The following is a 16423-nucleotide window of genomic DNA, read 5'->3' as shown; positions in this document are numbered from 1 at the left end:
TCGGCGCCCCAAGGATTGCCCAAAAGCTTTCGTCCAAGTGGCGATGATGGCGATGATGCTTGAAGAGGGCGAGGCCTCCGATGCCGATCTGGTCGGACTTGCTCGCGATGGGGACAGGCAGGCTTTCGGCGAGCTTGTCGGAAGACATTATGGTTTCATCCATCGCGTCGCCTGGCGCTGGTGCGGCAACGCATCCGACGCCGAAGACATCGCCCAGGACGTGTGCGTGCGCCTTGGCCGCGCTGTCCGCGACTATCGCGGCGGCTCGGCCTTCACCACCTGGCTCTATGCCATGACGATCAACGCCGCGCGGGATGCCTTGCGCAAATCGTCGAGGGATACGGCCAAGACCGCGGCCTATGGCGTCCATGCGTTGATCGAAGGGTCGTCGGGGCCGGCTGACGACCCCGCCGAGGCCTTGTGGGCCGCCGTCCGCCAGTTGCCGGACAAGCAGCGCGATGCCGTGCTTTTGGTCTACGGCGAGGGCCTGTCGCACGCCGATGCGGCCGAGGCCATGGCCATCGCCGAGACGACCGTGTCCTGGCACATCCATGAAGCGAAGAAACGGCTGAAGCTTTTGATGCGCTCGGCCGGGGAAGCATGATCATGGTCGACGATACCGAACTCGACATGCTCGGGGGCATGAAAGCGCCGCACCCGGGTGCTGACGCCAAGTCGCGCGCGCTGGCCGCCGCCATGGCTGCCTTCGACGAAGAAAAAATCTCTCCGGCGCCCCAAGGAACCGGACTAGGCAATCGTCTCACCGAGCGAGCACAAAAGCTCTGGAGAGACATCATGCAGAAGAAGCTGATTGCGGCGCCGGCACTGGCCGGACTCGTCGCCCTGCCGATCGCCGGCTACGCCACGTTTTACCTGATGGGGCAGTCGCCATTTCGCTTCGATGCGGCGCAGTTGCCGGAAGCCGGTGGGCAGGCTCCCGCTTCCACGCCCGAGCCTGCAAAGAAAGCCGATGCGGAAGCCAGGACGAAGGCCGCCTCGCGTGACACCCTGGCAGCTTCGCAGGCTGCCAGGCTCGAGGCCGAGATGGCGCGCGACGAAGCGGTCGCGGTGAATGAGGCAGCACCCGCCAGTCCCGCGCCCGCGCCTGCGCCGATGGCCGACGCAATGGCAAAGGTCGGCCGCATGTCGACTCAAGGCATGCCGACGCTGATGTCCGCGCCGCGGGCGGCGATCGCACCCGGTGATTTGCCGCTGCCACCGGTTGAAAACCGCGACCGGTTCCAGGATTTCAAGACCAATCCGGTGCGCTCGGCGCTCGAGGAGCCGGTTTCGACCTTCTCCATCGACGTGGACACGGCGTCCTATTCCTTCGTCCGGCGCTCGCTGAAGGAAGGCGTGCTGCCGCAGCCCGACACGGTTCGGATCGAGGAGATGGTCAACTACTTCCCCTACGACTGGAAGGGGCCGGAGCAGGCGTCGGTGCCGTTCAACACCACAGTCAGCGTCATGCCGACGCCGTGGAACGAGCACTCCAAGCTGATGCATATCGCGATCAAGGGCTACGACGTGCAGCCGGCGGAGCGCCCCAAGGCCAATCTGGTGTTCCTGATCGACGTTTCGGGTTCGATGGACGAACCGGACAAGCTGCCGCTGCTGCGTTCGGCATTCCGGCTGCTCGTCAACAAGCTCAAGGCCGAAGACACGGTCTCGATCGTTACCTATGCCGGCAACGCCGGCACCGTGATCGAGCCGACCAAGGCGTCGGATCGGGAAAAGATCCTGTCGGCCATCGACACGCTGGCGCCTGGCGGCTCGACCGCCGGCGAGGCCGGCATTCGCGAGGCCTACCGGCTGGCGCAGAAATCCTTCGTCAAGGACGGCATCAACCGGGTGATGCTGGCGACGGACGGTGATTTCAACGTCGGCCAGAGCGATGACGACGAGCTCAAGCGGCTGATCGAGGACAAGCGCAAGTCGGGCGTGTTCCTGTCGGTGTTCGGCTTCGGCCGCGGCAACCTCAACGACCAGATGATGCAGACCATCGCCCAGAACGGCAACGGCACGGCGGCCTATATCGACACGCTGGCGGAGGCCGAGAAGGTGCTAGTCCAGGATGCATCGTCGACGCTGTTCCCGATCGCCAAGGACGTGAAGATCCAGGTCGAATTCAATCCGGCTGCCGTCTCGGAGTATCGCCTGATCGGCTACGAGACCCGGGCGCTGAACCGCGAGGACTTCAACAACGACCGCGTCGATGCCGGCGAGATCGGCTCGGGTCATTCGGTGACGGCGATCTACGAGATCACGCTCAAGGACAGCCCTTCGCTGGCGATGGACCCGCTGCGCTATGGCCAGGCGTCGACCAGCAATGGCGGCGTCGCCAACGCTGACGAATATGCCTTCGTGAAGATCCGCTACAAGGCGCCAGACGGCGATGCTAGCAAGCTGATCACCACGCCCGTGACCAAAGCGAACGAGGTCGCGAGCTTCGATGCGGCGGCCACAGACCAGCGCTTTGCGGTGGCCGTGGCAGCGTTCGGCCAGAAGCTGCGCGACGAGGATGCGACCGACAAGTTCGGCTTCGACCGGATCGCCGAGATCGCTTCTGCATCGCGTGGCGACGATCCCTATGGCTATCGCGCCGAATTCTTGTCGCTGGTGCGGCTGGCATCGTCGCTTCAGGGCAACAAGCAGTAAGGCAACAGCCAAGGGCAGGTGGGCCGGCCGGCGGAAAGGGGGCTTTCCGTCGGCCGCTCTTTTGTGATCTCCAGGCGGCGGAAAGGGGGCTTTCCGCCGGCCGTTCTTTTGTGATCTCTTCCACCCGAAATCGCAGGGTGGTGCTTCGGAGATGACGATGGCCGACAGGCAACTGGATGAATGGGATATCGCGCATGGCGGGCTGCGCTCGCTGTCGTCGCGCGAGATCAAGGTTTTTTGGGACGGTTATCTCGCCCGCCGCAACGATCCCAGGATACGCCATGGCAGCCTCTATTCGCGCTGGCGGCATGTCGCCGACGATCTGGTGGTTTCGCTCTATCTGACCAATCGCAGCGTCGGGCTGTTTGTCAGGGGCCAGCGCGGCGAGGGTTATGCAACAACCGTGAACCGGCTGTCTGCCTTCGAGCCTGCATTGGGCAAGGCGCTGGGCGTCAGCCTGCGCGGCGAATACGCTCTGTGCTACTTGTCGAACCATCCGGTCGCGATGATCGATCCGGCCAACTGGCCGCAGGCTTACGAGTGGCTGGAACGGCAGGAAAAGCACTTCAGCAATGTGCTGAGCGACATGGTTGTCGGCGCTTAGGCGACGGGTGCTGCGAAACTTTGCTCGGTAGCCGTTGTGCAGCCAGAACATGTCGATTCATCCGTAAGTAACTGAAAATAATTTGAAATCACCGACGGTCAGGGCCGGCGAGGGCGCTCCTTCCCGACCTGTTTCCGCGCGCCTTCGGGGGGCGGGCGCAAAAATCGTTACGTTCTATCTTGCAAAAGATATATCTTTGAATAGATATAGCGGCATGAAGCAAACATCCTGGAGAGGTACTCACATGTTCAATCACCCGAATTTCAACGATCGTTGCCGCGGAGAATGGTCCATGTCGGGCCAGCATGAAGGCGGCAGGGGCGGCGGCCGCCATGGCCGCGGCGGTCCCTTCGGCCGTCATCGTGGCGGCCCCTTCGGCGGCCGTGGCCCGCGCATGTTCGACCCCGGCGCGCTGCGCCTGGTCGTGCTCGGCCTGATCGCCGAGGAACCGCGCCATGGCTACGACATCATCAAGGCTCTGGAAGCCAAGTTCCAGGGCGCCTACAGCCCGAGCCCGGGTGCGATCTATCCGATGCTGCAGATGCTGGAGGAGGCTGACCTCGTGGTCTCCGTCGCCAACGGCAACAAGAAGCTCTACTCGATCACCGAAGCCGGCCAGGCCTATCTCGACGAAAACGCCGCCGAGTTGGCCAAGATCAACGGCCAGATCGAGGAAAACTCGACGCAGGTCAGTGGCGTCGCGCTTGGCGACGAGGTCAAGGCGCTGAACTTCGCCGTGTTCAGCCGGCTGCGCAGCGGGTCGATGAGTGCGGAGCAGGCCGAGAAGGCGCGTGAGATTCTCAAGAAGGCGCGCCGCGACCTCGAAGACCTCTGATTCCCCCGAGGCCTTGAAACTTCAGGAGCTCCCGCCGCGAGGCGGGATCTTTATTGCGGGACACTGGGCAAAAGGCCGGAGTTGCGCGCCGATGCCGACAATTCAAGTCAAATGCCAGGAGGCGGCAAAACCCAATCGCAACGTTCGTCCGCTAATTTACCGATGGGTAAAGTGCTTGGGGGAAAGAATGCAGATTGGTGGCCTGACGTCGGGTGCGGTTTCTATCGTCCGCAGTCCCGACAAGCCGCTGGCGTCGACCGGCGTCGGGCAGGCCGAAAACAGGCAGGCCGAGCCTCCGCGCAGCAGCCATATCTATGTACCGGTTCGGCCGGCGCTGTTCGCCGACAGCGCCCCCATCGGGGGCCTACGCGACACTGCCGCCTCGCCAGCCATCAGTGCGGTCGACGATGCGCATCGCGCCGCGTGGTCGGCGCTCAACAACGATCGGTTTCGCCTCGCCATGGAAACGCTCTCCGATGGGAGGGCGTCGGATGCGGTGATGATGATGCGCCCGGTCGAAGGCGCGGGCACCGACCTCAGATCGGCGCTCGCGCGCTACGAAGAAAACAGCTGACGCCTCAGCTGCGGCGCCGCCGCTCGCGGCGGGCTTCGCCACCCTCGCCAGCGCTGGCATCGGCCAGCTTGTTGCGCATCGGACCGATGCGCTCGACGATCGCCTCGACGGTCGGACGCACGTCCTTCTTGTGGGCGTCGAGTGCCTTGCGCATTGCGGCGAGGTGCTCGAACGAGGTTCCGCAACAACCGCCGATGATCCTGGCGCCGCCATCGACCGCAAGCCGGACATAGTCCGACATCAGTTCCGGCGTGCCGGAATAGTGGATCTCGGTGCCGCGGAATTCCGGGATACCGCAATTGCCCTTGATGATGATGGTCGCATCCGGCTTGGCGTCGCTCATGTCGAGCAGCGAAGCGAGGATATCGGAAGCGCCGACACCGCAGTTCGCGCCGACGCCCAGCGGCGCCTCGGCCAGGCCGTCGACGACACCGTGGATATCCTTGGGCAGGAGGCCCATCATCGTACGGCCAGCGGTGTCGAACGAGCCGGTATAGGTGTAGGGCAGGCCGACGCGGATGGCGGCCTCGGCGGCAGCGCGAATCTCGTCGGGCGCGGACATCGTCTCGATCCACGCAACTTCGGCGCCGCCGGCCTTGAGGCCTTCGATCTGCTCGGCAAAGGCCTCGACCGCCTGGTCATAGGTCAGCGCGCCGAGCGGCACCAGCAACTCTCCGGTCGGGCCGACCGAACCGGCGACGATCACCTTGCGGCCAGCCTTGTCGGCCACCGAACGGGCGATCTCGGCGGCGCGCCTGTTGAGCTCGAAGACGCGGTCCTGGGCGTGGTGGAGCTTCAGGCGATGGCGCGTGCCGCCGAACGAATTGGTCAGGATGATGTCGGCGCCGGCATCGACGAACTTCTGATGCAGCGTTTCGATCTTCTCAGGCGCGCTCTCGTTCCACAGCTCTGGCGCGTCACCGGCTTCGAGGCCCATGCCGAATAGATTGGTGCCAGTGGCGCCGTCGGCAAGCAGGACGCCCTTTTCGGCAAGCAGGGCGTCAATCGGATTGGCGGTCATCGAGACGGCTTTCATCTATCTGGAGGATGAACAAGGATATAAAGAAGTCTTTATGTCCAGTCAATGTCCTGATGGTCGAGCGCCCGGACGCGACCCTGGAAACCACGGCGAGCAGCAAGGTTCAGCTGGTGAAGAACGAATTCGCCAGCTTGCGGGCGAAACCGGCGGTCTCGTGCGGGTTGACGTCGGCAGCACGGATCAGTTGTTCGAAATGGCGGGTCAGGCTGCGGATCGGCTCGATGGCATAGAGCACCAGATACATGTCGCCGACATAGATGGCGGCGCGCGCCTGGCCGAAGATGGTGTAGGGGACCGAATAGCGCAGGCGGCCGTCATAGAGGAAGAGGCGGAAGGTCGGATAGAGATCGTCGAGCAGGTCAGCCATATGGCGCAATTGCGCGCGCCGGTCGCGGTCGGAGAAACCGGACCAGACGCCCAGTCCGCGGGCGAAGATCTCCAGCGTATGACGCGGCATGCAGACCTCCATGTCGGTCTCGGGCCGCCGGTTGTAGTCGATGCGGTACTGGGTTTCGCCGGCCTGCGCCTCGCGGCTCTTGTTGGAGATGTCGGCCTCGTAGTCGATCAGCGTCTCGGTGCGCAGCAGGTCGGGAATGCCCGCCGGCACATAGCGGATCTTGGTGCCGGCTGCCTCCGCATGCCATTTGGCGATCAGGGTGCGCTCGAAGCCGCCCGACGCTTCCTCGATCTCGAGGCTTTCGCGGATCTCGCCGGTGACGCCTTCGTCCTGGCTGATGCCGAGCAGCCAGTCGAGCGACACCTTGTGGGCCGACACGATGGTCAGCAGTGTTTCGGCGCGGGGCAGGCGGGTGGTTGCCCCCGACAGCAGTTGCGACAGCGCGGAACGGTCTATCCCGACCGATGCGGCAAAGGCCGACTGGTTCAGGCCGGAGCGCAGGACGAGAGCCTTTAGCCGCTCGCGAAAAACCTCGGAAAGATCGCGTTTGTCCACGGCTGGCTCTCCTGCGGATTCAGATTGCCCTAGCGGCAATGCAGCGGCTGGAATTTAGATTCATCTTCCTGCGTGTTTACTAAGTGTAACAACTGCAGCCTAAGTAGCGCAATGTAAACGCTATGTGCGCGTTGTCGCGTTGAATCGACGGCTGATTACTGACAGCATTATGTCAGGATCATTTGCCCTTCGAGTTTCACAAAGGCAGCAGGCATAAGCATGGCAAAGCGGGGAAATAGGCGCGGCACGGCCAAAGCGGTCGAATGGCCGACTGTTTTCCTGATCGGCGCCTGCTATGCAACCTGGCTGGTCGCGGGTCTGCTGGTCTGGCCGAACTATCCTGTCGCGGCACTCGGCATCATGGCGCTGATGGTGGCGCTGCAATCGTCGCTGGTCCACGAGGTGCTGCACGGCCATCCGACCCGCAATGCGCATGTCAACGAGGCGCTGGTCTGCCTGCCCATTGGACTGCTCTGGCCCTACCGGCGCTTCAAGACCATTCACCTGCGCCACCACGCCGACGAGAAGCTGACCGATCCGTTCGACGATCCCGAGAGCTACTACCGGGCGCTGTGGCAGCATGACGATCTGCCCGATGCGATGAAGCTCGTTCTCAAGATCAACAACACTATGGCCGGGCGCTTCGTGCTCGGGCCGCTCTTGTCGTGCATCGGCTTCTTCATCGACGACGCCAAGGCGATTGCATCAGGCGACAAGGCCATTCGCAAGGCCTGGCTTCTGCACGCCGCGGGGCTCGCCATCGTGTTGCCGCTTGTCCAGTTCGGCTTCGGCCTGCCGCTCTGGCTCTATGTTCTGGTTGCGGTGTGGCTCGGTCATTCGTTGATCTCGATCCGCACCTTCGCCGAGCACCAGTGGTCGGAGCACCCGGAAGGGCGCACCATCATTGTCGAGCGCTCGCCGTTGTCGATCCTGTTTCTCAACAACAACCTGCATTTCGTCCACCACAAGAGCCCGATGGTTGCCTGGTACAAGCTGCCGGCGCTGTTCCGCGAACGCCGCGAAGACTGGCTCCGGATGAACAAGGGATATGCCTATCCGAACTACATGTCGCTGCTGCGCGCTTACGCGTTCCGCGCCAAGGAGCCGGTGTGCCATCCTGCCCTGCGCCGCGCGCCCGAGTCGGGCAGGGCATTTGCGCCGCGCATAAGGGCGCGCAACGTCAACGGACTGGGCACTGCACCCGTGCCGGCCGAACCGCCCAAGGAATGACGCAGTCCCCCTTGCCATCCAGTGCAATCCCACCTGAAATGACGCCATGAGCGACCACTTCGCCGCACTGCCGATGTATGACTGGCCCGAACGGCGCGCGGAGGTCGACGCCGAGTGGGCGGCGTTCAGGTCGACGCTTGCCGAGCGCGGCGTGCAGACGCCGAAATCGCTGGTGCGCCGCAACGCCGACATGCCGGCTGTCCCGGGCGGCATTCGCGACGCTGCCGGTGCGCTGATCGCAGCCGATCCCGCCACCTTGCCTCCTGACGAACTCGACCTGCCGACATTGTGGCGGCATCCCAAGCTGCTGTTTGGGCAGACGTGCTGGGGGCCGATGGAAACCACGGGCCTTGCCGCACAGGTAAAGGTGATCGGGCAGCCGAGCTATGATGGCATGGAGGGAGGGCGCGCCGAGCTCTATTCCAGCGCCATCGTCATGCGCCGCGGCGCCGTGACAGCCGACCATGCGCATGCGCCCGACGGCAACATGCCGCTCATTCCGCTCGATCTGATCCGCGACAAGCGGCTTGCCTTCAACAGCCACGACTCGCTGTCCGGCTTCATCGGGATTTCGCGCGATCTCGCCGCTTCGGGCGAGGGCCTGCGGATATTCTCCGACCGGATCGAAAGCGGCGGGCACCGCAATTCCATCATCGCAATCGCCGAAGGCCGGGCTGACGTCGCGACCATCGACTGCCTGAGCTGGGCGCTGGCGCAGCGTTTCGAACCCGCCGCGCGCGCGGTGATGGTCGTGGGCTGGTCCGGCAAGCGCAAGGGCCTGCCTTTCATCACCGCGCTTGGTTCACCGCTGGCCGGCTAGCCGATCTTACGACGCGATTTCGGCTGCATCGTCGCCCGAAAGGCCGCGGATTTCCTGACGTTGGGTCAATGCTAAAAAGTCGCAATCAGGCGATTTCGATTGCCAATCGTTCAACTTGGCGGGAAAAGCGCGCAACTTTCTGTCGCGTTTGCCGACGAGAGTCCCCCCAAACAAGAATCCTTCCAAGGACCTGTCGTGAAAACCATTGTCGCATTCTCAAATTTCATCGGCCGCAGCTTCGCCATCTGGGTGATCGTGTTCGCCGTTCTCGGCTTCCTGCTGCCGTCGACCTTCAGCATCTTCGCCCCGTGGATCGTCGTCCTGCTCGGCATCATCATGTTCGGCATGGGCCTGACCATCTCGGCCAAGGACTTCGCCGAGGTGGCGCGCCGGCCCTTCGACGTCGCCATCGGCGTGCTCGGCCAGTTCATCATCATGCCGCTGTTGGCGGTCATTCTGACGATGCTCATCCCGATGCCGGCCGAAGTGGCGGCGGGCGTGATCCTCGTCGGCTGCTGCCCCGGAGGCACCGCCAGCAACGTCATGACCTATCTCGGCAAGGGCGATGTTGCGCTCAGCGTCGCCTGCACCAGCGTCACCACGCTGCTGGCGCCCATCGTCACGCCGTTCCTCGTCTGGATGTTCGCCAGCCAGTACCTGCCGGTCGACGCCATGAGCATGTTCCTGTCGATCGTGAAGGTCATCCTGGTGCCGCTGGCGCTTGGCTTCGTGCTGCAGAAGGTTGCGCCAGCGCTGGTCAAGGCCGCCGAGCCGATGCTGCCGCTGGTCAGCGTCGCCGGCATCGTGCTGATCGTGTCGGCCGTCGTTGCCGTCAACAAGGCCAACATCGCCCAGTCGGGCCTGATGATCTTTGCGGTCGTTGTGCTGCACAACGGCTTCGGACTGCTGCTCGGCTACTTTGCGGCGCGCGCCGCCGGCCTGTCGTTGGCCAAGCGCAAGGCGATCGCCATCGAGGTCGGCATGCAAAACAGCGGGCTGGGCGCGGCACTCGCCAACGCGCATTTCTCGCCGCTGGCCGCCGTGCCGAGCGCGGTGTTCAGCGTCTGGCACAACATCTCGGGTGCGCTCGTCGCCAACTACTTCTCGCGGATGGAAGATCCCGAGGCAGAGAGCCAAATGACGACGCAAAAGGCCTGAGCCGACTGTATCATGCGAAAACGCCGGGGCTTGCCCGGCGTTTTCATTTGCCGAGCAGGCGCTGGTCCAGCGGGTAGCTGGAGAGCTGCTCATGGCCGGTTTCGGTGATCAGGACCTGCTCCTCGATCTTGACGCCCTCGTGCCCGCCGAGCCGGCCGATATAGCTCTCGACGCAGACCACCATGCCGGGCTCAAGCACACCGTCGGGCGTATCAGCCGTCCAGTCGGAGGCGTGGGGCAGGGTGGGATATTCGTCGGCCAGGCCGACGCCGTGGAAGAGTACGCCGTAACGTGCGGGATAACAGTCGGGCGGCGGCACGGCCGCGCGCTCCACCAATTCGCGGAAGCCGAGGCCGGGCCTGAGCAGCGCCGTATTGTGGACGATCTGTTCGGCGGCAATGTTGTAGAGGTCGCGCTGCTCGCTCGTGGGCTCGCCGTCGCCGCACAGCCAGGTGCGCGACAGGTCGGCGCAGAAGCCGTAGGGCCCGATGAGGTCGGTGTCGAAGGCGACGAGATCGCCTGCCTCGACCATCCGCGACGAGCACTCCTGGAACCACGGATTGGTGCGCGGTCCCGATGCCAAAAGCCGTGTTTCGATCCACTCGCCGCCGCGGGTGATATTGCCGCGATGCAGTTCGGCCCAGAGTTCGTTTTCGGAGATGCCGGGGCGGAGTGCTGCTTCCATCTCGCCCATCGCCGCTTCGCAGGCGACGATCGAACGGCGCATGCAGAGGATTTCGTCAGGCGACTTGATCAGCCGGGCGTTCTCCATCACCGCCTCGCCATTGCCGACCGATATGCCAAGCTTGGCAAGCGCATCGACGCCCTCATGGTCGAGATGGTCGACGGCGATGCGGCTGTTGCCGCCGCCATGCTCACGGACGACATCAGCGATGCCTTGCGCCCAGCGCTCGACTTTCATGCCGGTCAGTTCGCCGCTGTAGAGATACATCCATGACACTGCCGGGCGAACCTCGGCGACGACGCCGGAATGATCCGACAGGTGCTCGCAGGAGAAGTAGTCGAACAGCACCACCGGGCCGTCGGTGGCGACGAAGCAGTGACGGGTCGGGTTGTGCGCCACCCACAGCTGCATGTTGGTCGAGTCGGTGGCGTAGCGGATGTTGACCGGATCGTAGAGCAGGGCGCCGGCGTAGCCGCGCCGCGCGAGCTCAGCACGGATGCGGTCCAGGCGGTATTTGCGCATCGCCGGCATGTCGGGCGCCGCGATGCCCGCTGCGGCCCATTCAGCCTCGGCCTGCGCGCCGTAGCCGAGGACGTGGCTGTTGAGCCCGGCGGCCTTTGTGCGGGCCTGCGCGCGCAAATCCTCCATCGAGCCCGGCTCGAACGGCATGATCTTGCGGTGGCGGCCAAAGTTGGTGCCTGTGTTCATTGTGTTTCGCTGGAGGTTCGACCCCCACTCCGGTTTGCTGCGCAAACCACCTCTCTCCCGATCGACGGGGGAGAGGAAGGCCGGCCGCACTGCTCGCGCCTTTGCTCACTGCCTGGCCGGTCTAGGCACCTTTCCAGTCCGCCGGGCAGAACATGGCGCATTTCCTCTCCCCCGGGCAGGGGGAGAGGTGGCGCGCGCAGCGCGACGGAGTGGGGGTGATTGCCGATCATCGAGAGCAACGCGCGAACACTATCCCCGCATCTTGTCGCCCGATGGATCGAAGGGCGGCTCGACATTGATGCGGGCGGGACGGCGGTGGCCGAGGATTTCGATCTCGAACAGCCCTTCCACCTCGTTTTCGGCAAGCGCTGCCGGCACGTAGCCCTGAGCCATCGACTTGCCGACATAATGGGCATAGCCGCCCGATGTCACCCAGCCGACCACGCGCCAGTCGCCGTCGACAATACCGCGCACGGCGGAAGCACCGGTGGCGGCGTCCGAGCCGCGCACCTCCCTGCCTGTCTCGTCAAAGCGCGGCGCGCCATAGCCGTGCGGCTTTTCGATCGTGCCGAAATCCTTGTCGCCGACCTTGGCCCAGATCGGCTCGTCGCCCATCACGTCGGCGTCGTGGGCATCGACATAGAAGGAGACGCGGCGCAGCTTCGGCCCCTCGGCATGTTCCCTGGCGGCTGCCTCGCGGCCGATGAAGTCGTTCTTCTCGAGTTTGATGAAGCGCTCCATCGCGCCCTCGAACGGCCCGTAGATCGGGCGAAGTTCGCGGAACCAGGTCGGGAAGTTCTTCTCGAGGCGCATGGAGAGCAGTGCCCGCATGCCGAAATCGACGATGCCGAACTCCTCGCCGGCGTCCTTGATCGCCTTGTAGACGAGGCGCTGGTAAGCGGGCGCCATCCAGATCTCGTAGCCGAGATCGCCGGTGTAGGTGATGCGGTTGACCATGCAGGGCGCGCCGCCGACAGCCATCTCGCGGAAGTCCATGAAGCGGAAGGCCTTGCTGGTCACGTCCTCGTCGACTAGCTTGGCCAGCAGCGCCTGCGACTTCGGACCGGCGATCGACAGGCCGACGAGCGTCTGGTCGAAGCGGTGGATGCGCACCGAACCATCCTTCGGCAGATGCCTTTCAAACCAGCGCATGTGGTACTTCTGCGCCGCCGACGAACCCCAGATCATGAGCTTGTCGTCGCCCGTCTTGGCAATCGTGAAGTCGCCGATCAGCCGGCCGAACTCGTTCAGCATCGGCGTCAGCACGATGCGGCCCTTCTTCGGCATGCGGTTGGTCATCAGCCGGTTGAGGAAATCCTCCGATGCCGGGCCCGACACCTCGTATTTGGCGAAATTGGCGATCTCGGTGATGCCGACGCGCTCGCGCGTCGCACGCACCTCGTTGCCGATGTGCTCGAAATCGTTGGAGCGGTGGAAGGAGACGATGTCCTTGGGTTCCGTACCCTTCGGCGCGAACCACAGCGGCGTCTCCAGGCCCCAGCTGTCGCCCATGACGGCGTTGTTGGCGACCATGGTGTCGTAGAGCGGCGTGGTCTGGGCCGGCCTGGCGGCGGGGAGTTCTTCGTTGGGGAATCGGATGGAGAAGCGGCGCGAGTAGTTTTCGCGCACCTTGGCGTTGGTGTAACGCAGCGAGGCCCATTCGCCCCAGCGCGCGACATCCATGCCCCAGACGTCGAAGCCCGGATCGCCATCAACCATCCAGTTCGAGAGCGCGAGGCCGACGCCACCGCCCTGGCTGAAGCCGGCCATGACACCGCAGGCGACCCAGAAATTGGTCAGGCCCTGCACCGGGCCGACCAGCGGATTGCCGTCGGGCGCGAAGGTGAAGGGGCCATTGATGACCTGCTTGATGCCGGCATTGGCAATGCCGGGGAAGTGCTGGAAGCCGATCTCGAGCGAAGGCGCGATGCGGTCGAGGTCGGGCGCAAGCAGTTCATGGCCGAAATCCCATGGCGTGTTGACAGGCGACCACGGCTTGCAGGCCTTCTCATAGGTGCCGAGCAGGATGCCGTTGCGCTCCTGGCGGGTGTAGATCTCGCCCTTGAAATCGAGCACGCCGATCATCTCGCGGCCGGTTTCCTTGTTGAAGGCCTCGACCTCGGGCATCGGCTCGGTCAGCAGGTACATGTGCTCCATGGCGAGCACCGGCAGTTCGACGCCGACCATGCGTCCGACCTCGCGCGCCCACAGGCCGCCGCAGTTGACGACGTGCTCTGCCCTGACCGTGCCATGCTCGGTGACGACGTTCCAGGTGCCGTCGGGGTCCTGCGTCAGCTCCTTGACCGGGTTTCGCAGCACGATCTCGGCGCCGAGCTTTTTCGCCGCCTTGGCATAGGCATGCGTCGTGCCCGACGGGTCGAGATGGCCTTCGACCGGGTCCCACATCGCGCCGACGAAGTGCTTTTCGTCCATCAGCGGGAACATCTTCTTGGCTTCGGACGGCGTGATCAGCTCGGTATCCATGCCGAGATAGCGGCCCTTGGCATGCGCCAGTCGCAGGAAGTCCATGCGCTCCGGGCTATCGGCGAGCATGACGCCGCCGGTCAGGTGCAGCGAGCAGGACTGGCCGGAAATCTCCTCCAGCTCCTTGTAGAGCTGCACCGTGTAGGCCTGAAGCTTGGCGACGTTGGGGTCGCCGTTCAGTGTGTGGAAGCCGCCGGCGGCGTGCCAGGACGAGCCGGAGGTCAGCTCCGAGCGTTCGATCAGCATGATGTCGGTCCAGCCGGCGCGGGCGAGGTGGTAGAGCACCGAGCAGCCCACTACGCCGCCGCCAATGACAACTGCTTTCACATGGGATTTCATAAGGTTATGTCCGGTTTTGAAGAAGTTGAATCTTGTGTGCCACGCGGCCGGACCTGCTGGCTGGAAGTCAGTAGGGTTGCGGGGCGTGAAGGGGTTCGGGCTGGGCGAAAGCGAAGATCGAAGGCGGCGACCGGTTGAGACAGGCGACTTTCGAGCGCGGCGAGGATGGTATCGCAGACAGCACTGCGATGCTTGAGGACATCCGTGTTCCAGAAGCGCAGGATCGAATAGCCTTGGGTGCTGATGAACTCGTCCCTGATGGCGTCATGTGAATTGTCGGCGTGTTGGCTGCCGTCGATTTCAACGATGAGCCAATGCTCGCGACAGGCAAAGTCCGCGAAATAGCGGCCGATCGGCAGTTGGCGCGTGAAGCGATAGCCGCCGAGCTTCCTGTTCTTCAGGTCCAGCCAAAGCAGGGCTTCGGCCTTGTTGCCACCTTGGCGAAGCGTGCGGGCGCGGGCCGTGGTGCCTCGCTGACGACGGCTTCGGTTGGACGAAGTGGCATCTCTGATCGTTGTTTCGACGGCTTCCCCCACTCCGTCGCCGCTGCGCGGCGCCACCTCTCCCCCCTCCGGAGGGAGAGGAAGTGAGCCAGGGCCGTCGGCCTTCGCGCCTTGAAGAACAGCGGGGCGGTCCAGAACGAGGCGCACTTCCTCTCCCCCGTCGATCGGGGGAGAGGTGGTCGGCGGAGCCGACCGGAGTGGGGGTCGATCTGGCGAAACCATGAGCATCAAAAATCGGTCGGCGCGCCGCCCTCGGCCTTGCGCTTGTCGACGAAGGCGTTGAGTTCCTCGCGGATCGCCGGATCCATCCATGGCTCCTCGTAGGAGGCGAGGCGCTCCTTCCAGACGCGATTTGCCTTTTCCACCGCCGTTGGACTACCTGCCTCGGCCCAGGTCTCGAAGTTGCGCCAGTCGGAGATGACAGGCGAATAAAACGCGTTCTTGTAGCGGTCCTGGGTGTGCTGGGTGCCGAAGAAATGGCCGCCGGGACCGACGTCGCGGATGGCGTCGATGGCGAGCGCATCCTCGGACAGGTCGAGCGGGGTCAGGAACTCGGCCACCATCTGCAGCAGGTCGATGTCGAGGATCGTCTTCTCGTAGGAGCAGCGCAGGCCGCCTTCGAGCCAGCCGGCGCCGTGGAGCATGAAGTTGGCGCCGCTCTGGATCGCGCCCCATAGCGAAAAGACGCTTTCATAGGCCGCCTGGGCGTCGACGGCATTGGCGGCGCAGACGTTGGAGGTGCGGTAGGGGATGTTGTAGCGGCGGGCGAGCTGGCCGCCGACAAGCTGGGCCTTCATGTATTCGGGCGTGCCGAAGGCCGGGGCGCCCGACTTCATGTCGACGTTGGAGGTGAAACCGCCATAGCCGACCGGCGCGCCCTTCCTGACCATCTGGGTGAAGGCGAGGCCCGAAAGTGCTTCGGCGTTCTGCTGGACCAGCGCACCGGCGATGGTGACGGGGGCCATCGCACCCGACAGGGTGAAGGGGGTGACGATCACCACCTGGCCCATCGACGACATCTGGATGATGCCTTCCATCATCGGCACGTCGAGCTTCAGCGGCGAGTTGGTGTTGATGATGGTGTAGACCGAGGGCTCCGCCATCATCTGCTCGCGGCTGATGCCACGGGCGATGCGGGTGATCTCGATGCCGTCGACATTGCGTTCCTTGCCGAGCGAATAGATGTGGAACACCTTGTCGGTCAGCGTCGCGAGATCGCGGATGCATTCGAGGTGACGGATCGAGGGGTGGATGTCCACCGGCTCGACCGGATAGCCGCCCGTCGTCTGCAGGATGTTATGCATCTGGGCGAGCTTGAGGAAGTTGCGGTAGTCGGCCTGGTTGCCCGGTCGCCGTCCGCGGTCGAGATCGGAGCAGTTGGGCGCCGACGCCATCTGCGACAGCACCAGATTGTTGCCGCCGAAGCGCACATTGTGGGACGGATTGCGGGCATGGAGGGTGAATTCGGCCGGGGCATGCGCAATCAGCTCGAGGACCATGTCGGGGTCGAAGCGGACCCGCTCCGAGCCGTCGCGCACGTCGGCGCCATGCGCCTTCATGATGCGCCGCGCCTCGTCGTGCAGCACGTCGACGCCGATTTCCTTGAGCACCCGCAATGATGCGAGGTGGATCGATTCCAGCTCGTCGTCGGAGATCAGCTTGGTCGGCGCGAAAGGTATCTTGAGCTGACGGAAGGCAGGTTGCTCGAACGCGGCCGAGCCGCCGGCGCGCTTGCCGGCACGGCCGCCGCGACGAGCGCGATCGGAGGCAGGGGCCTGTTCGGCTGTTTGCAGGGCCACGGTCATGGGATCCTCACGGCAAAGCTTCAGTATCG

At 64.2% G+C, this 16423-nt stretch carries 14 protein-coding genes; 8 read left to right on the top strand and 6 right to left on the bottom strand.

What is annotated here, in order from left to right:
* Positions 1–46: 46 nt before the first annotated feature.
* The 5 genes from PCJ21_RS01860 (at position 47) to PCJ21_RS01840 (ending at position 4671) form a co-directional block, all read left to right on the top strand.
* Entirely contained in the window at positions 47–604 is a 558-nt protein-coding gene (locus tag PCJ21_RS01860) for an RNA polymerase sigma factor (protein WP_269929673.1), read from the top strand.
* A 2-nt stretch (positions 605–606) separates the two neighbouring features.
* Positions 607–2658, top strand: coding sequence for a vWA domain-containing protein (locus PCJ21_RS01855; protein WP_269929672.1), 2052 nt, complete (start codon positions 607–609; stop codon positions 2656–2658).
* Positions 2659–2815: 157 nt separating this feature from the next.
* Positions 2816–3262 carry a hypothetical protein gene (locus tag PCJ21_RS01850; protein ID WP_269929671.1) on the top strand — a complete coding sequence of 149 codons (447 nt, stop codon included), beginning with the start codon at positions 2816–2818 and terminating at the stop codon, positions 3260–3262.
* 292 nt (positions 3263–3554) lie between these two features.
* Entirely contained in the window at positions 3555–4097 is a 543-nt protein-coding gene (locus tag PCJ21_RS01845) for a PadR family transcriptional regulator (RefSeq protein WP_269929670.1), read from the top strand.
* Positions 4098–4284: 187 nt separating this feature from the next.
* Positions 4285–4671, top strand: a complete 387-nt coding sequence (locus PCJ21_RS01840; protein WP_269929669.1) for a hypothetical protein — start codon at positions 4285–4287, stop codon at positions 4669–4671.
* Between the two features lie 4 nt (positions 4672–4675).
* Here PCJ21_RS01840 and bmt read toward each other — a convergent pair whose 3' ends face one another.
* Together bmt and PCJ21_RS01830 are read right to left on the bottom strand one after the other, a co-directional pair.
* The gene (gene bmt / locus PCJ21_RS01835) at positions 4676–5707 is read right to left on the bottom strand and encodes a betaine--homocysteine S-methyltransferase (protein ID WP_442865940.1); all 1032 of its coding nucleotides are present in this window, start codon (positions 5705–5707) and stop codon (positions 4676–4678) included.
* Positions 5708–5813: 106 nt separating this feature from the next.
* The gene (locus PCJ21_RS01830; protein ID WP_269929667.1) at positions 5814–6662 is read right to left on the bottom strand and encodes a helix-turn-helix domain-containing protein; all 849 of its coding nucleotides are present in this window, start codon (positions 6660–6662) and stop codon (positions 5814–5816) included.
* Between the two features lie 219 nt (positions 6663–6881).
* Here PCJ21_RS01830 and PCJ21_RS01825 point away from each other — a divergent pair, with 219 nt between their 5' ends.
* The 3 genes from PCJ21_RS01825 to PCJ21_RS01815 all read left to right on the top strand — a co-directional run bounded on the left by PCJ21_RS01825 (position 6882) and on the right by PCJ21_RS01815 (position 9870).
* A complete protein-coding gene (locus PCJ21_RS01825) occupies positions 6882–7892 on the top strand; it encodes a fatty acid desaturase (protein WP_269929666.1) in 1011 nt (336 codons plus the stop codon).
* 46 nt (positions 7893–7938) lie between these two features.
* On the top strand, positions 7939–8712 hold the full coding sequence (locus tag PCJ21_RS01820; RefSeq protein ID WP_269929665.1) for a PhnD/SsuA/transferrin family substrate-binding protein: 774 nt from the start codon (positions 7939–7941) through the stop codon (positions 8710–8712).
* A 195-nt stretch (positions 8713–8907) separates the two neighbouring features.
* Positions 8908–9870 carry a bile acid:sodium symporter family protein gene (locus PCJ21_RS01815; RefSeq protein ID WP_269929664.1) on the top strand — a complete coding sequence of 321 codons (963 nt, stop codon included), beginning with the start codon at positions 8908–8910 and terminating at the stop codon, positions 9868–9870.
* A gap of 43 nt (positions 9871–9913) precedes the next feature.
* Here the strand turns inward: PCJ21_RS01815 and PCJ21_RS01810 are convergent, their stop codons facing one another.
* From PCJ21_RS01810 to PCJ21_RS01795, 4 genes are all read right to left on the bottom strand, one after another.
* Complete coding sequence (locus PCJ21_RS01810; RefSeq protein WP_269929663.1) at positions 9914–11263, bottom strand: M24 family metallopeptidase; 1350 nt, start codon at positions 11261–11263, stop codon at positions 9914–9916.
* Positions 11264–11512: 249 nt separating this feature from the next.
* Entirely contained in the window at positions 11513–14086 is a 2574-nt protein-coding gene (locus PCJ21_RS01805) for a GcvT family protein (RefSeq protein WP_269929662.1), read from the bottom strand.
* Entirely contained in the window at positions 14083–14736 is a 654-nt protein-coding gene (locus PCJ21_RS01800; protein ID WP_333474375.1) for an endonuclease domain-containing protein, read from the bottom strand. The genes PCJ21_RS01805 and PCJ21_RS01800 overlap by 4 nt, the downstream gene beginning before the upstream one ends.
* An 80-nt stretch (positions 14737–14816) precedes the next feature.
* The gene (locus tag PCJ21_RS01795; RefSeq protein WP_269929661.1) at positions 14817–16394 is read right to left on the bottom strand and encodes a trimethylamine methyltransferase family protein; all 1578 of its coding nucleotides are present in this window, start codon (positions 16392–16394) and stop codon (positions 14817–14819) included.
* Positions 16395–16423 lie beyond the last annotated feature (29 nt).

The organism is Aminobacter sp. HY435, assembly GCF_027568395.1.
Classification (GTDB): domain Bacteria; phylum Pseudomonadota; class Alphaproteobacteria; order Rhizobiales; family Rhizobiaceae; genus Aminobacter.
This window is presented reverse-complemented; position numbering and strand designations above follow the sequence as displayed.

What these genes read in the sequence shown, in the direction of transcription:
- PCJ21_RS01820 (WP_269929665.1), top strand. Translation starts at nt 7,939, where the DNA reads ATGAGCGACCACTTCGCCGCACTGCCGATGTATGACTGGCCCGAACGG.
- PCJ21_RS01810 (WP_269929663.1), bottom strand. Translation starts at nt 11,263, where the DNA reads ATGAACACAGGCACCAACTTTGGCCGCCACCGCAAGATCATGCCGTTC.
- PCJ21_RS01805 (WP_269929662.1), bottom strand. Translation starts at nt 14,086, where the DNA reads ATGAAATCCCATGTGAAAGCAGTTGTCATTGGCGGCGGCGTAGTGGGC.
- PCJ21_RS01855 (WP_269929672.1), top strand. Translation starts at nt 607, where the DNA reads ATGGTCGACGATACCGAACTCGACATGCTCGGGGGCATGAAAGCGCCG.
- PCJ21_RS01825 (WP_269929666.1), top strand. Translation starts at nt 6,882, where the DNA reads ATGGCAAAGCGGGGAAATAGGCGCGGCACGGCCAAAGCGGTCGAATGG.
- PCJ21_RS01840 (WP_269929669.1), top strand. Translation starts at nt 4,285, where the DNA reads ATGCAGATTGGTGGCCTGACGTCGGGTGCGGTTTCTATCGTCCGCAGT.
- PCJ21_RS01860 (WP_269929673.1), top strand. Translation starts at nt 47, where the DNA reads ATGGCGATGATGCTTGAAGAGGGCGAGGCCTCCGATGCCGATCTGGTC.
- PCJ21_RS01845 (WP_269929670.1), top strand. Translation starts at nt 3,555, where the DNA reads ATGTCGGGCCAGCATGAAGGCGGCAGGGGCGGCGGCCGCCATGGCCGC.
- PCJ21_RS01795 (WP_269929661.1), bottom strand. Translation starts at nt 16,394, where the DNA reads ATGACCGTGGCCCTGCAAACAGCCGAACAGGCCCCTGCCTCCGATCGC.
- bmt (WP_442865940.1), bottom strand. Translation starts at nt 5,707, where the DNA reads ATGAAAGCCGTCTCGATGACCGCCAATCCGATTGACGCCCTGCTTGCC.
- PCJ21_RS01850 (WP_269929671.1), top strand. Translation starts at nt 2,816, where the DNA reads ATGGCCGACAGGCAACTGGATGAATGGGATATCGCGCATGGCGGGCTG.